The 14,369-nt window shown below is 60.1% G+C and carries 13 protein-coding genes and 2 pseudogenes; 4 read left to right on the forward strand and 11 right to left on the reverse strand.

Annotated elements, in window-relative coordinates:
* The first annotated feature begins 2 nt into the window (after positions 1-2).
* Complete coding sequence (locus LOZ77_RS01830; protein WP_370638038.1) at positions 3-467, forward strand: transposase; 465 nt, start codon at positions 3-5, stop codon at positions 465-467.
* Between the two features lie 181 nt (positions 468-648).
* Here the strand turns inward: LOZ77_RS01830 and LOZ77_RS01835 are convergent, their stop codons facing one another.
* On the reverse strand, positions 649-1,248 hold the full coding sequence (locus tag LOZ77_RS01835; RefSeq protein ID WP_230281962.1) for a hypothetical protein: 600 nt from the start codon (positions 1,246-1,248) through the stop codon (positions 649-651).
* Here LOZ77_RS01835 and LOZ77_RS01840 point away from each other — a divergent pair.
* Complete coding sequence (locus LOZ77_RS01840; RefSeq protein ID WP_255671149.1) at positions 1,180-1,473, forward strand: AlpA family transcriptional regulator; 294 nt, start codon at positions 1,180-1,182, stop codon at positions 1,471-1,473. The two genes, LOZ77_RS01835 and LOZ77_RS01840, sit on opposite strands and share 69 nt — an antisense overlap.
* Positions 1,474-1,593: 120 nt before the next feature.
* On the opposite strand, the pseudogene LOZ77_RS01845 reads toward LOZ77_RS01840, so the two are convergent.
* The 9 genes and pseudogenes from LOZ77_RS01845 to LOZ77_RS01885 form a co-directional block, all read right to left on the reverse strand.
* Positions 1,594-2,820: pseudogene (locus LOZ77_RS01845) on the reverse strand (IS256 family transposase).
* Positions 2,821-2,841: 21 nt separating this feature from the next.
* A pseudogene (locus tag LOZ77_RS01850) lies at positions 2,842-3,809 on the reverse strand (IS701 family transposase).
* A 121-nt stretch (positions 3,810-3,930) separates the two neighbouring features.
* Positions 3,931-5,094 (reverse strand): acyl-CoA dehydrogenase family protein, encoded by a 1,164-nt coding sequence (locus tag LOZ77_RS01855; RefSeq protein ID WP_230280520.1) that lies wholly within the window; start codon positions 5,092-5,094, stop codon positions 3,931-3,933.
* Positions 5,095-5,108: 14 nt separating this feature from the next.
* Complete coding sequence (locus tag LOZ77_RS01860) at positions 5,109-5,384, reverse strand: hypothetical protein (protein ID WP_230280521.1); 276 nt, start codon at positions 5,382-5,384, stop codon at positions 5,109-5,111.
* A 248-nt stretch (positions 5,385-5,632) separates the two neighbouring features.
* The gene (locus tag LOZ77_RS01865; RefSeq protein ID WP_230280522.1) at positions 5,633-7,231 is read right to left on the reverse strand and encodes an NAD(P)/FAD-dependent oxidoreductase; all 1,599 of its coding nucleotides are present in this window, start codon (positions 7,229-7,231) and stop codon (positions 5,633-5,635) included.
* Positions 7,232-7,234: 3 nt separating this feature from the next.
* Positions 7,235-8,071, reverse strand: a complete 837-nt coding sequence (locus tag LOZ77_RS01870; RefSeq protein ID WP_230280523.1) for an SDR family NAD(P)-dependent oxidoreductase — start codon at positions 8,069-8,071, stop codon at positions 7,235-7,237.
* 501 nt (positions 8,072-8,572) lie between these two features.
* Positions 8,573-9,871, reverse strand: a complete 1,299-nt coding sequence (locus tag LOZ77_RS01875) for a cytochrome P450 (RefSeq protein WP_230280524.1) — start codon at positions 9,869-9,871, stop codon at positions 8,573-8,575.
* Between the two features lie 144 nt (positions 9,872-10,015).
* Positions 10,016-10,774, reverse strand: coding sequence for an SDR family NAD(P)-dependent oxidoreductase (locus LOZ77_RS01880; protein ID WP_230280525.1), 759 nt, complete (start codon positions 10,772-10,774; stop codon positions 10,016-10,018).
* A complete protein-coding gene (locus tag LOZ77_RS01885) occupies positions 10,774-11,985 on the reverse strand; it encodes a cytochrome P450 (RefSeq protein ID WP_230280526.1) in 1,212 nt (403 codons plus the stop codon). Before LOZ77_RS01885 ends, LOZ77_RS01880 begins: the two co-directional genes overlap by 1 nt.
* A gap of 148 nt (positions 11,986-12,133) precedes the next feature.
* On the opposite strand from LOZ77_RS01885, the gene LOZ77_RS01890 reads away from it, so the two are divergent.
* Positions 12,134-12,493, forward strand: coding sequence for a helix-turn-helix domain-containing protein (locus LOZ77_RS01890; protein WP_230280527.1), 360 nt, complete (start codon positions 12,134-12,136; stop codon positions 12,491-12,493).
* Positions 12,493-13,068, forward strand: a complete 576-nt coding sequence (locus tag LOZ77_RS01895; protein ID WP_230280528.1) for a malonic semialdehyde reductase — start codon at positions 12,493-12,495, stop codon at positions 13,066-13,068. The genes LOZ77_RS01890 and LOZ77_RS01895 overlap by 1 nt, the downstream gene beginning before the upstream one ends.
* Before the next feature lie 66 nt (positions 13,069-13,134).
* Here LOZ77_RS01895 and LOZ77_RS01900 read toward each other — a convergent pair whose 3' ends face one another.
* A complete protein-coding gene (locus LOZ77_RS01900; RefSeq protein WP_230280529.1) occupies positions 13,135-14,358 on the reverse strand; it encodes an acyl-CoA dehydrogenase family protein in 1,224 nt (407 codons plus the stop codon).
* Between the last annotated feature and the right edge of the window lie 11 nt (positions 14,359-14,369).

Raw genomic sequence — 14,369 nt, forward strand, 5'->3', positions numbered from 1 at the left:
AAGTGGCCTGGTTTTGCTCCGCCCAATGGACGACTTTTACGCCGCCGTTGACAGCCAGTACGATGGGCATGGACATCCGCTATGTCGTCACTTCGCTGACCGAAGGCTCGGCCGAGCACATCTATGATACGCTCTACTGCGCGCGCGGTCAGGCCGAAAACCTGATCAAGCTGCACAAGACCCAGCTGGCCAGCGATCGCACCTCGTGCCGCTCTCCCAACGCCAATCAGATGCGCCTCATCCTGCACACCGCCGCATACTGGCTCCTGTGGCGCATTCAGCAGGAAATCCCCAAGGCAGCCTCGCTCGCGACCGCCGAGTTCGCAACGTTGCGCCTCAGGCTGCTCAAGGTCGCTGCCCGCGTCATTGAGAGCGCCACTCGCATCCGTGTCGCCTTCGCGTCAGCCTGTCCCGATGCCTCCGTTTTGAAAGCCATCGCCACCAATCTCAGGCCTGCACCTACTTAGGCGGTGCGGCTGTGCCGCCGAACTCCGAGCTCCATTCCATCAACCTCGAAAAGCCCATTGATCCTGACGCGGTGAAAAATGCCGTCGAAGACGCTCGCCCGGACTACGCCGCCAACGTCAGATCAAGGCCCATCCACTTCGCTGCTGCGGCCTCATGAATAAACCGGGCTAGCGCTCCACCTCATTCTTCAAGGAGTCTCTCGTGCACCAGACCATTGTTACCTGCGGCAATGCGGATGCCAGCCTCGCGCATGTCCTGACCCACGCTATCGAAACCTCCGACAAGCCTCGGCATCAGATCGCCCGTGAGATGGGCATGCATCGCGAAACCTTGTTGCGGGTCATGCGCGGCGATCGGACCGTCAGTCTGGATGAGGCCGCGCGCGTCTTCGAACTGTGCGGCGCGTGCCCGCGCGCCAGCCTGATCCTGACGCTCGCGGGGCAGGAGAATCTGGCCTGCGAATGGATGCGTTGCGAAATGGGCGCTTTTCTCGAGGAGTTTTTGACCGCGCTGCCCGGACAGCTTGAACGCACATTGGGCAGTCGAGTTGCCGACCTTAGGCCGCGTTGGGCGAATGGCACTTCGCAGCTGATCGCGCGGATTCTTGCCAAGCATATCGACGATTTTGCCAGTCGGGACATCGGTTTGGCGCTGCCGCGATAGAGGAAGAAATCCAGGAGGGGCAGTTAAATTAATCTGATAGGATTGATCATGAAGATCCACGAACAGCCCGCCGATGAAGCCTGCACAAACGGTGATGCAGTGCATCAGATAGCGCAACCGTCTAGGCTATTGCGATTGCCCGAAGTCATGGATCGGGTGGGCTTGCGCCGTTCAGCCATCTACCAGAGGATGAAGGAAGGTCGGTTTCCAAGGTCTCGGTCGCTCGGACCGAAATGTACGGTATGGGTTGAGACCGAAATTGACGCGTGGGTCCAGTCTGTAGAACAAAGCCCATCTAACAAGGATGTATGTTGTCAAATATCGTGCGATGGTCGCCTCTAGGATTACCGAGTGAGGTCGGTAAGTGCATTTAGCCCTACCTGATCATATCGAGGCAAGTGAAGTGTCGTCCGCCTTCGCCGCCGGGGACTGTCAGGAATTTCGTGGGCGGGCGGTTGACCCTTACGCCGCCATGGCTTTGATAAAGCGCTCACCGAATATGACGGCGAACTGGGCCTTTGCCATGGTCCACTCACGCGGCGGCATTTTCCACTCTTTCTCCGACCGATTCAAGATCAGATAGAGCAATTTCGTGGCGGCCTCGTCGCTCGGGAAGTGCCCCCTGGCCCTGACGGCTCTGCGAAGCTTCGAGTTGAGGGCTTCTATGGAATTCGTGGTGTAAACGATCCGGCGGACCTCGTCCGGGAATGCAAAAAACGGAATGACCTCGGTCCAGGCCCGCCGCCAGCTCTGGCCGATGGCGGGATAGCGCTGGCCCCAGGGGCCAGCCTCGAACGCGGTGAGCGCCTCCTGTTCGGCGGCCTCGGCGCTGGGAGCGCGGTAAATGTCCTTGAGCGCCGTCGCCAGCCCTTTGCGGTCCTTCCAGGACACGAAGTCCGTCGAATTGCGCAGCAAATGGACGATGCAGGTCTGGACGATCGCCTCAGGGAAGATGGCGGTGATGGCCTTGGGGAAGCCCTTGAGCCCATCGACCACGGCAAGCAGGATGTCTTCTGTACCGCGGTTCTTGAGTTCGTTCATCACCCGCAGCCAGAACTTGGCACCTTCGTTCTGCTCGAGTCACAGACCGAGCACCTCCTTCGAGCCATCGGCGCGGACACCCAGCGCGATGTAGATGGCCTTGTTACGAACCATGCCTTCATCGCGGATCTTGACCCGGATCGCATCGAAGAGGACGAGCGGGTAAACCGGATCCAGCGGCCGCTGCTGCCAGCTGGCGACTTCGTCGAGAACGGCGTCGGTCACGGTGCTGATCAGGTCTGGCGACACGCCGATGCCATACAGATCATCTAAATGCCCGGTGATCTCCCGCGTGCTTATGCCGCGCGCGTACATCGATATGATCTTGTCATCAAAGCCGGGGAAACGGCGCGGGTACTTCGCGATCAGCTGCGGCTCGAAGCTCGACTGACGGTCGCGCGGGACATCGATCTCCAGCTTGCCGGCATCTGTGGTCACGCTCTAGCGGCCATAGCCGTTGCGCGTGTTCCCGGCCCCTTGATCGCTGGTCAGATGGTGATCCATCTCCGCATTCAAGGCCCGCTCGGTCATCGTCTTCTTCAGAGAATCCAGCAAGCCGCCTTGTTCGAAAGCGGCACTGGCAGCATCGCCAGCCCAAAGCTGGTCCAGCAGCTCATTCGGTATCGCAGGTTCTTTGCGTCGGGACATAGTGGGACTCCTTCTTACCCATTATGCCCGCCCACACACGGAATTCCTGACAGTCTCCCTCGCCGGGCAGATGCTGCGCACCCATGTCTTGATACGCTGGGGCGGGCCATCTGCGACACGGACGCGAACGGCGGCGAAGCGGGCGACAAGTGGGCCCTTCGTCCCGCGCCGCCAACTGACCTTCCACTTCGCCGTCTCCAGCATCGCCTTGGCAGATATCGATTTGGCATCGGGGATGGCGTTCTTGCGGGGGCGGCCTTTCCCGGTGACCGGAAAGATCATCGCGACATCGTGCATGTAGGCCGTCTGTCTGGACGGAATACCGACCGCCCAGGCAAGGCCACGTTCGGAGAGCCCCTGTCGAAACGGCGCGGACATGCCATACCCTGCATCGGTCAGGACACAGGCAAAGGGGACACCGTGCCGCACGGACCCCGGTCAATCTCGGCCAGCGCGATCTCGGGCTTGGTTCTGTAAGGGTGGCAATCAGCGGGAACGTCAGTTCGTGCCATTCGGGCCGCATCGCTGGTCCAGCATTCGGGAAGAAACAGACGCAAACCGACCATGACCGGCATTTCACCTGATGCCAGCGCTTTCGACACCAGTGTCTTACATTTGGCATTCTTGCCAAGCGGCGAGGCATATTGCGGCGACACGCCAACCGCATGGCATCCCTTCTTGGCCACGGCCGCGGCCTTATCGTCGATAATCAGCCAAGCATCGTTGCCGCCCACCTGCCTGTCGGCTTCGACCTGCAGCTCCGGCTCAAGCGGTTCCTGGTCCCACACACCGCTCGCGAAAAAATGATGCAACCGGTCGTAGCTGACATCGCTCCCGCGCGCGGCCATCGGCTGTATGCTCTTGCGATCCCCCGGACCGATCAGCCCCGCAATATCTGCTGGACACATCCAGAAGCGCGTCTTGTTTCGCAACGCCACTACAAACGGCGCCAGCCACTCTTCCAGTTCGTCACGCCAATCCGTATCCATCACCAGCCTCCCTAAAAGCTGGCTCTCTATGGAGCCGTAGGCGTGCGAATGCACAATCACCGGAATCCTCGCCAAAGAATCCCCTGCGCAAACCCGTCAACAAATATCTGCCGAAGTAGTGCTAGAACGAGCGGGGCAACCCAAGGCTTTCCGCAATTCCGTTGCGTACCATTTCATTAGTGATCGGACCGATCCGCCACAAGCGACTGTCGCGCCAATAGCGTTGCATGTCAGTTTCCGCCGAATAGCCCATGCCGCCAAGAATCTGGATGCCGAGATCGGCGGCCTTGTTGGCGTTTTCCGATGCCATCAGCTTGAGCATGTTGGCCTCAACGCCGACCTTCTCGCCCCGCCTCTGCTTGTCCGCACAATAGTGAAGCATCAGCTCTGTCGTCTTTTGCATCGTCGCAATATCGGCCAGATAATGCTGCAGGCTCTGGAAGCGCCCGATGATCCCGCCGAACGCCTTGCGCTGCTGCATGTAGTCGAGTGCGTCTTCTAGCACGCCGTCGATCACGCCGAGGCAGAACGCGCCGACCATGATGCGCTCGTTGTTAAGGGTTGGAAGCAGCATGTACCAGGCCTTGTCCGGCTCACCCAGTACGGCGTCATCGGCGACGAACGCATTGTCGAAGTGGATGGAGCAACTGCCCATCGAGCGCATGCCAAGTTTGGCCAGAGGCGTGATCTTCATGCCGTCGGTGGTGGTTGGGACCCAGAACAAGGTCAGGCCCTGATGCTTCTTTTCCACCGATTTGTCGCTGCGCGCGATGACGAGCAGATAATCCGCGACATGCGCGGAAGAGCTCCAGATTTTTTCACCATTCAGAACCCAGCCCCCATCGACTTTTTCCGCCGTGGTGGCCATTGCGCCGAGCAGATCAGTGCCGCCAGCCGGTTCGGTAAATGCGATCGCGGCCTTAAGACGGCCGTTGGCGATTTCCGGCAGGAATTTCGCTTTTTGATCCTCGCTACCGTAGAGGCCGATGGATTTCGAACCGGCGAACGAGGTGATGCCCCAGATCCAGGCAAGGCCGCCCAGCGTCCGCGCCAACTCGCGAGCCAGTAGCATCTGCATCACGACATCGCCGCCCTGGCCATCGTAATCTTCCGAAATTCCTACCCCGTGAAAACCGGCTTCAGTGAATTTGTCCCAAAGGGCGAATGGGTAGTTATGCTCGTCCATTTCAAGGTTACGGGCCCAGTCCTTGGGCGCCTCGTTGTCCACCCAGCGGCGAACCGTGTCCCTGAAGGCCTGATACTCTTCGGGAAGTTCGAAATCCATTGTGCTCTCCTCAATCAATCTATCAACAAATTGTCTTTGGTTACATGTTGGCCCAAGGCTCTACTCGTAACTGGTAGAAACTTCGGGCTCAGACCAATGTCTCCGGCGCTGGCCATGGCCAGCAATCTGGCCGCCAAACCATCAAGCTGGATCAACACGCCGTCGGCGTCGCCACGCTTGAGGCAGACCAAATTCGCCTTATGCTTGCGGGGGAATTCGATCGTTAGTTCGGGGCTGATACTGAGGTAGAAGGTGACTTCGATTGTAATGTGTCCAGCAATCAATATCATCTATTCGCCGTAAGTCTTGGCATCGAGGATACGTACACCAGTGACGGATGCGGATGGAGTTGCGGTCGCCAGCAAAGGATTGATGTAGTCCGGCGTAATCCCGTCGGTTGATGTAGGGGCTAGAGCCATGATACTTATCCTTTTTCGCGCCTATCCGCGTAAACGGCCATCAATGCTTCGAGCGCCGTAGAGGGAGTTCGCCACCTATTCGCCCATCGAAGTGACGATCGCCGTCATCATGGCCCCGCTTATTTCATCTTCTTGAGTTCGCGCATCGCGCGATTGGCTGCGATGCGCCCGGCGATACCCGATACGCCGCCGCCCGGATGGGCGCCCGCGCCGCCGATAAGGAAGCCCGGGAACGGCGGTTTGGGTCCGCCGAAGCCGGTAGCGGGGCGATGCACCCCGGCGCGCAGGGCTCCGAAATCGACATGGGTTACGCAACCGTTGGTGACGTTGAGCCGCCTTTCGCGCTCGCGCGCGGTTTCGACGAAGCGGCCCACCTCGCTATCGAGACCGTCGTAGAACTCACCCAGCTGTGTCTTGATCGACGTCATCGTGCGGTTCTTGAGCTGCTGCGACCAGCCCTCGCGCGCATCGACTGCGATGCTGGGCAGGTAGACATAGGCCAGCGAGCCGCCCGGAGGAGCCTGCGTCGGGTCCGAGTTCGACAACGGCGTCACCGACACGGCATGGCGGCGGGGAATATCGCCGCGGCGGGCGGCGGCGAAGGATTCGCGCACTTCGTCGGGCGTACCGATCAGGCCCACCGCCTTGTTGAGATCGGCATTGTCGTGACGCAGGTCCTGATGCTTCTTCAGCGTCAGCGGACCCGACATCGCCAGATTGGCGAGGAAGGGGGCGGCATTGGAACGGTTCGCGGGCGCATGTTCGATGCGCTTCATCAGCGTGCGAGGCACGCCACCGGGCGTGGTCAGGCGCATGGCCGTGCGCGGATCGCAAGTGGCGATCACCATCTTGGCACGAATGACCCGGCCATCGTGCAGCCGCACACCTTTCGCCGCGCCATCATCGACGATGATCTCGGCAACAGGGGCATTGAGTTCGATCTGCGCGCCCGACGCCTCGATACTCCGCGCCAGCGCGTCGGCAAATGACTGGAGGCTGCCGATGGGCTTGCCCGTGCCATATTTGTGGGTAACGGCGAAAATCATGTAGGCCGCCGCGTTGCCATCGTCATCGACGGGGCCGGCGCCCGCGGCAATGCCCAGCAGCAGGGCGATGGTCGCCGGATGTTCGAAACGCTCGCACGCGACCTGGTCGGCGGTGGCCTTGGACAGCGCCACCAGCTCGTCCTTCAGCCGCACGTTGCGTACCGCGCTGCCGATCATCTTGGACATGTTCTTCACGTCCGGCCGACCGGGTTCCGACATCATGATCGGAAAGCCGATATCCATCATGACGTTCAGCGTCTTCATGAACTCCAGATAGGCCTTGCCGTCATTGCGATTGATGCGCGCAATGTCTTCGGCGGTGCGGCGATAATCGTAAAACAGCGCGATCGAGCTGCCATCGGGATGGAGATAGGCATAGGTCGGATCGGGATCGACCGTGCGCAACCCGTATCTCGGCAGGTCGAAATCCTCGATGATCCCGGATTTGCGGGCGAACAGCAGTTCCACGGCGCATGGCGTGACGAGGTGTCCGGGCGCCTCGGGGATCATATAGCCCGAACTGGTCATGCCGCCGACCTTGTCGAGCCGCTCTACGACGAGCACTTTCTTGCCCTCGCGTGCCAGATATCCCGCAGCGGCCATGCCATTGTGGCCGGCGCCGATCACGACAACGTCGAACAGATCGGCTTCGATGTTAGGGTGCGTTGCCATAGTTCAGGCGTCTGCAGTTGCGGTATAGGCCTTGCCCCATTCGGCCAAGGCCAGCAGGCGGGTCTTGCGATCGCTCTGAATCTGCGGAATTTTCGCCTCGTCCGGGCCGTCGGGCACCAGCACGAGCGGTTCCTTGCCCAGACTGGCCAGCGCCAGCGCGCACACGTCGTCAGGGTCATAGGCCATGGTGTAATCCATCCCCAGCCCCTCGGTGGACTTGCGCAGCGTAGGCGTATCCATGATCGGTGCGCCCATGCCGAGGATGTCGACATTCTGCCCGTCAAGCTCGGCCCAAAGCGATTCCACGAAGTTCAGTTCGAACGCCTTGGTGGCGGAATACATGACGAGCCAGGGCTGGCCGCCAAGTCCGGCACCCGAGGACATGACGATGATGCCGCCCTTGCCGCGCTTTAAGAAGCGGTTGCCAAAGCCGTGGGTGGCTTCCAGCACATTGGCGGCATTCATCGTCAGCAATCGCAGCGACCGTTCGACCGGCGAGGCGAGGAAGCCGTTGCCCGCCCCGTCCGCACCGGCATTGGAGATGTACAGACCCACGTCGAGATCGGCGGTTTCCTCGACAATGCGGCCACCAGCGCCCTGCTCGGTCAGATCGGCAACAAGCGCGCGGAATTCGATACCGTATTCGGAAGCGAGCTGCTTTCCCAGCGCGTCGAGCGCCTCTTGCCGGCGCGAGATGAGGACGAGGTTGATGCCCATGGCGGCTAGCTGCCTGGCATAGCACGCACCCGTGCCGTCGGAGGCACCAGCGATGACGGCCCAGGGACCATATTTCCCCGAAAAGGCGGCCCGGTCGAAATCGGGCAGGTCGATCTTGCGCATAAGCTTTTCTGTTCCTTTCAATTGCCGCAGGCGCGTGCTGGCCCCGGCGATGCTGTTTGCGGCGCAGCCTATAGATACGTGAAGTGGCGCCCGCCTATCGAGGGGAGGGCGGGCGGGAAGGCTCGGAGCCTGCCGGCCCGCTCAATGTTCGCGGTCTTGCCGGTGACGACTCCGGTATAATTTCCGACCGCCGCGCGTGTATAGAGATAGGCGAAGCGGGCGCGGTCCGTCGCGCCCTCCATTGGAATCGCAAGTCCTGCCGCTTGCGCCCAATCGTGCGTGGCGGTTCAGGCCGCGATGTTGGGCTGGCGATAGCCGATATAATGCAGCGCGATAGTGCGATCGTTTGGGACAGGGCATCGATAGGTCTAGGCCATGCGAAGCGAGGTTCTATCAGCACAGCCTTTCGCAGATCTAGGTGCGAGTGCGTGCGGATGATAACTGGATTGCCCTAAAGATCGCGGAATTCTTCATACAAGTCGATTCCCACCGTCAAATCCCCTACGCTCCGTCGACATCCCACAGCACATGCAGGGCATCAGGCCCGCGCATGTTCAGGCCGCGGATTTCTGGCTTCGGATAGTCCGGGTCGAAGCGCAGGCCCGGAAGGTCGAGTATCTCTTCCAGCGCGACCTCCATCTCGGTCAGCGCCATGTGCATGCCAAGACACATGTGCGGCCCAAAGCCAAAACTCAGCAGCGGCCGCATCGGGCGCTTGAGCCACAGCCGGTCGGGATCATCGTACACTTCGGGATCGCGGTTGGCGGAAGCGATCGAGCATAGCACCGCCGTTCCCTTGGGTATGGTCATTCCGCCGATTTCCATGTCGCGGGCGGCAATACGGGCAACCGCGCCGGCCGTGGGATCGCGGCGCATGGTCTCCATGACCGCCTTCGGCACAAGGCTGCGATCCTGGCGCAGTTCCTCCAGCACGTCCGGCTCTTCCAGCAACTGTACCATCATATTGGCAAAGCTGCGGGTCGTCGTTTCGCCTGCGGCCAGCAGCAGCATGCGGATGAAGTTCGCGATATCCTCGTCGCTGAACTTCTCGCCCTCATGCTCGGTCGTCATCATATAGCCGAGGATGTCGTTACGCATTTCACCGCGCGCGCGATATTGCTGCACGATCGGCATCAGCGTTTCGAACATGGATTGCCCGGCGACCATCGATTGGGGGATGGTGACCTTGGCGACTTCGGGATCGGTCTGCGGGGCGGCGACGACCTGAATGGCCCAGCTTGCCAGATTGCCCAGCAGGTCTTCGTCATGCGGAAAGCCGAAATAGGCATACATCGCGCGAATGGGGAAGGGCAGGGCAAACTCGCGCAGCAGGTCCGCCTTGCCGTTGGGGCGCAGTTTCTCGACGAATTCGTTCACAACCACCGGACGGATCAGCGTTTCCATCAGCTTGCGGATCTGGCCGCGCATGAACGGCTTTTGCAGCGTCTTGCGATATTTTGTGTGTTCCTCGCCATCCATCGCGGTGAGCAACAGATTGTCGACAGCGGCCCCGAACCCGTCACCGACGATATAGCTGAGCCAGTCGTCGGGGTTCATCAACACCGAATGGATGTCGTTATAACGATACAGGGTCACCACAGGGCGGCCTGTCATCATGTAGTCGGCCATGCTGGGAATGCTGTTTTCCTGCAGCAGGTCGCCGTGCATTACGGGGCACTTGGCGCGCTTTTCCTCGAACATCGGATAGGGGTTGGCGGGTGCGACACCCGAATATCCGTGCGTGACGAGCGAGTAATCCCTGACCATCTGGTCGAGCATTGCATTATATTTGCCGGTCATTTCACTTTCCAATCCATGCGGTGCAGCCAGCTTTCGCGGAGGGTCCGAACCGTTTACGGAGATGGGCGCCCAGCAGCAGGCTTTGACGACAGTAGAGCCGTCTGGCATCGCGGCTCCACCTATCGCAGGAAAGGGAAGGCGGGCTTAACCGGCGGTGATGCCGCCATCGGCAACATGGCACGCGCCGTGCACGGATCTCGCGCGATCCGATGCCAGAAACAGCAGGGGCTCCACGATATCCTCGGGCTGCGACGGTGGGCGCAGGCCAAAATAGCGGCTGTAGAGCGACTGGTCTGCATGCTTGGGAATTTCAAGGCCATCGGCCATGCCGGTCAGCATGCCGCCGGGCGCCAGCGCGTTGATGCGGACGGGCTTGTGCATGAACTCCATCGCGAGCGACTTTGTCAGGCTGAGCAGCGCCGACTTGGTCGCGCCATAGGGCGCGGTATAGGCCTGGCCCAGAAACGCCGCGCTCGACACCACGTTAACGACATTGCCATGGCTTTCCACCAGATGCGGCATGGCTGCCTGCATCATGAAGAACGGGCCCGATACATTGGCCGCAAACAGCGTGTTCCAGTCTTGCGTCGTGACATCCTCCAGCGCGTGAAAGCGCAGGATGCCCGCGATATTGCACAAAACCTCGAGGCGGCCGAAGGCGCCGACCGCTGTTGCGACAGCCTGTGCGCAAACCGCCGGATCGCCCAGATCGCCCGCCATGCTGGCGCATTCGCCTCCGGCCTCCTCTATCCGCCGCGCGGTTTCCGCCAGCCCGTCGGCATTGATGTCGACAAGGCATAATCTGCCGCCTTCGCTGGCGAACCGAATGCTGGCGGCGCGGCCAAGGCCCGATGCCGCGCCGGTGACGAGGACGACCTTGCCTGCGAACTCGCCAGCGCTCACTACACGTCCCAGACGAGCGGCAGGGTAACCGGCTGGATCATGCCCAAATGATATTCAAGCTGGTGGCCGGGTTTGACACTGAACTGCGGGATGCGGCCGAGAAATTCCTCGAGCGCGATCCGCATTTCGCGCTTCGCCAGATGCATGCCGATGCAGGTATGCAGCCCATAGCCGAAAGAAACGTGACGCGGCCTGCGCCCGAAATCGACTTTATCGGGATTGTCGAACTCTGCCGGATCGCGCCCGGCCAGCGTTGTGCTCATCGCCACCTTGTCGCCGGGCATCATCTTCACGCCGTGAAATTCCGTTTCGCGGGTGCAGGTGCGGAAAGTTGTCACCGCCGCATAGGCGCGCATCAGTTCGTCGATGGCATGCGGGATTTCCTCTGGGTTTTGGCGCAGGAATTCCTGATCACCGTCTTCGCGCGCCAGATGGGCGAATTGCAGGCCCATGTTGGTGGAAACGGTGTCCAGCCCGCCGATGAAAAGGTTGAAGGAAAATCCGACCAGCTCGTCATCATTAAGTTTCGCACCCTCTACGTCGACCGCAAGGGCATAGCTGATGATGTCGTCGCGGGGCGATTTGCGCCGGTCCTCAATCTGCTCGCGCAGGTAGTCGACAACTTTTCGGGTCGCTGCAGCGATTTTCCCCAGATCGGAGGCGTGGAGCAGGTCGTACTCCCATTCAAGGAACTGCCGTGTGTGATCGAGCGGGAAATCCATCAGTTCGAGGAAGACCTTTATCGGGAATTCAAAGGCAAATTCCGCCATGAATTCACATTCGCCTCGTTGGCGAAAGGCTTCCACATAGTCCACAGCATATTGCCGGATCTTGCCATCGAGCGAGGATACCGCTTTCGGCGTGAACAGCGGATTGGCCATCTTGCGATATTTGGCGTGGTTTGGCGGATCGACCTCTGCCGGAGTGTTGGTCCAGTTTTCACCGATCAACTTGGCAAAGGGAGAGAAGTCCTTGCTGGAGAAGGTGTCGGTGTCGAAGTAGATTTCGCGAAGATGGTCCATGCGGCGCACCACCCACGCCGGTGATCCACCGGGATAGGCGTGGGGCGCATAGAAAATGTCGGGCCCTTCGGCGTGGACTTTGGGAGCCCACCCCCGATGTGGTTCCTCACGCGTCGTCATGCCGAAAATATAGGGAAAAGGCTTCACGAGGTTGGCAGGCACATGCGTCGGAATCACTGCTTCGGGCATTTCTGGCTGCATTTCTGGCTCCCAATCTTTGGCGACACGATCCACCTGCGCGGTGTGACCGGCCAAACCTCTATTTTCAAACCGGGGACTATAACTTACACCTAATTTCAACAAGTAGGATCACCTTTATGGGGTTAGTAACCTTTATATGACCGTTACCGATGAAGATCCTGTCGACCGCGGCGTCAGTCCCAATTCGCACGATGCGCTGCGCCGCGCATTGACGATGATTTCGGGCAAGTGGAAGCTTGAGATATTGTGGCTGCTGTATCATCGCACCCATCGTTTCGGGGAATTGCAGAAAACTATTCACGGTGTTTCGCAGCATGTGCTGACCAAGCAGCTGCGCGAGCTTGAGGCCGACGGGCTGATCACGCGCAAAATCTATGCCGAGGTGCCGCCCCGCGTGGAATATTCGATGACCGATGCCACGCGTGAGCTTGAGCCGACGATCCAGTCGCTGATGCTCTGGTGGGAAAACCATGGCAGCAATACGAGGGGTACATGATGGCGGCAGATCTCGAGACGATTTTTGCAGAGGCACGCACTTTCAACGGCTATAACGAAAGGTCCGTGCCCTCTGCATTGCTGCGGGAATTATACGATCATCTGAAATGGGGTCCCACCTCGGCTAATTCCTGCCCGGCGCGGTTTGTCTTCGTTACTTCGGGCGAGGCGAAGGAGCGGTTGCTGGCCTGCGTGAACGAGGGGAACCTCGCCAAGGTTCGCTCCGCGCCGGTCACCGCCATTGTCGCAGCGGATACGCGATTTTACGAGGAGATGCCCAAGCTGTTTCCGTCGCGCGATTTCGCGTCGGCCTTTGCGGGAAAGACCGCGGTTATCGACGATCTGCTGGCGCGCAACGTGCCGCTGCAGGGAGCGTATATGATTGTCGCGGCGCGCGGGTTGGGATTGGATTGCGGGCCCATGTCGGGCTTTGATGCAGAGGCGCTGAACCGGGCCCTCTTTCCCGAAGGCCGCTGGAAGGCAAATTTCATCTGCGCATTGGGATATGGCGACAGGACGAGCCTGTTTCCCCGTAACCCGCGATTGCCGTTCGAGGATGCCTGCCGGATCGTCTGACGCGGATTACACAGACAGACGACCATCGCCCGGCCTATGACCGGGCGATGGATTTCGTGTCCCGCCTTAGTAGGAACCCGGAGGTGCTATCGGATCGCCACCGGCAAGGGCTCGGCCCTGAATTTCATAGCCGATCGTGGGAATGTTCTGGATGTGCCGAAGCGCCATCGAAATGTCGCGCCAGTAACGGTTGATCGGCTTATCGAGCGAAAAGCCCGACGAACCGGCCTGGAACATGAGCGATTCACTGGCCGCGTGGATCGATTCGACGATCTGGCCGCCCATCGCACGATGGCGAACCTTTTCCTCAGCCGTGAACTCTTCACCCATTCCGACCCGATCGAGCTTTGCGGCAAGGCTGAACAGGATGGTCTTGGCAGTTTCGACCAATGCGGCAGCTTCACCCAGATCGCGCATATATGCACCCGATCCAGTGCGCGGTCCGATCGTCGTGGTAAGGACGGGTTTGCCCGATTCCGCTGTCACGATCTCAAGCATGGCTTCGACCGCGCCGATAAGCTGGGCAAGACCGGTGGTCCGCACCATCGGAACTGCGGGAACAAGGTCCGACGGCGCGCCGAAATGTTTCTTGGTGGGATCGATTTGTCCGGTGCGTTCATTCATCAAAGCCATCTGGCTGTCAGGGATGAAAACGTCCTTTGCAATCGCGGTGTCGGAACCGGTGCCCTGCATGCCGCTGACGAACCAAGTATCCTTGATCTCGAATTCGCTCATCGGAATGTAGCACATGTTGATGCCGGGTACGACGGGGCCGTCATAATCCTCGAGAACGACGCCCTGTTGCGTCCAAGTCGCCTGTCGCGAACCCGACATATAGGGCCACGCACCATTGATAATCCAGCCGCCGTCAACCTTGCGCGCCTTGCCGGGCGGGTTATACGCGCCGCACACCGGCTGCGGTCCGTCGGCAAAAACAGCGTCCTGCACGCTGTCCGGCGCAAGGCTGGTGACCCAGGTAGTGCCATTGATGATCTGCATGACCCAGCTTACTGCCGGGTCGCCTTTGGCGATCTCCATCTGGACGCGGGAGAAATCGGTGGGCGAAAGGCCAAAGCCGCCGAGGCGTTGCGGCACGATCAGTTGCAGGAAACCTTCTTCCTTGAGCATCCGGTCAACCGCTTCGGTCGGATTGCGGCGCTTTTCGCCTTCGGGTGCCTGTTCGGTTAGAAACGGGCGTAGTTCCTTTGCCCGGGCGACGATCTTGTCGGCGACCGACTTGTCGGCCCATGCGCCAACTTGCCCAACAGGTGCTTTTGCCAAAGTAGCCATTTCATGCATCC

It is taken from the genome of Croceicoccus sp. Ery15 (assembly GCF_020985305.1).
Lineage (GTDB): Bacteria > Pseudomonadota > Alphaproteobacteria > Sphingomonadales > Sphingomonadaceae > Croceicoccus.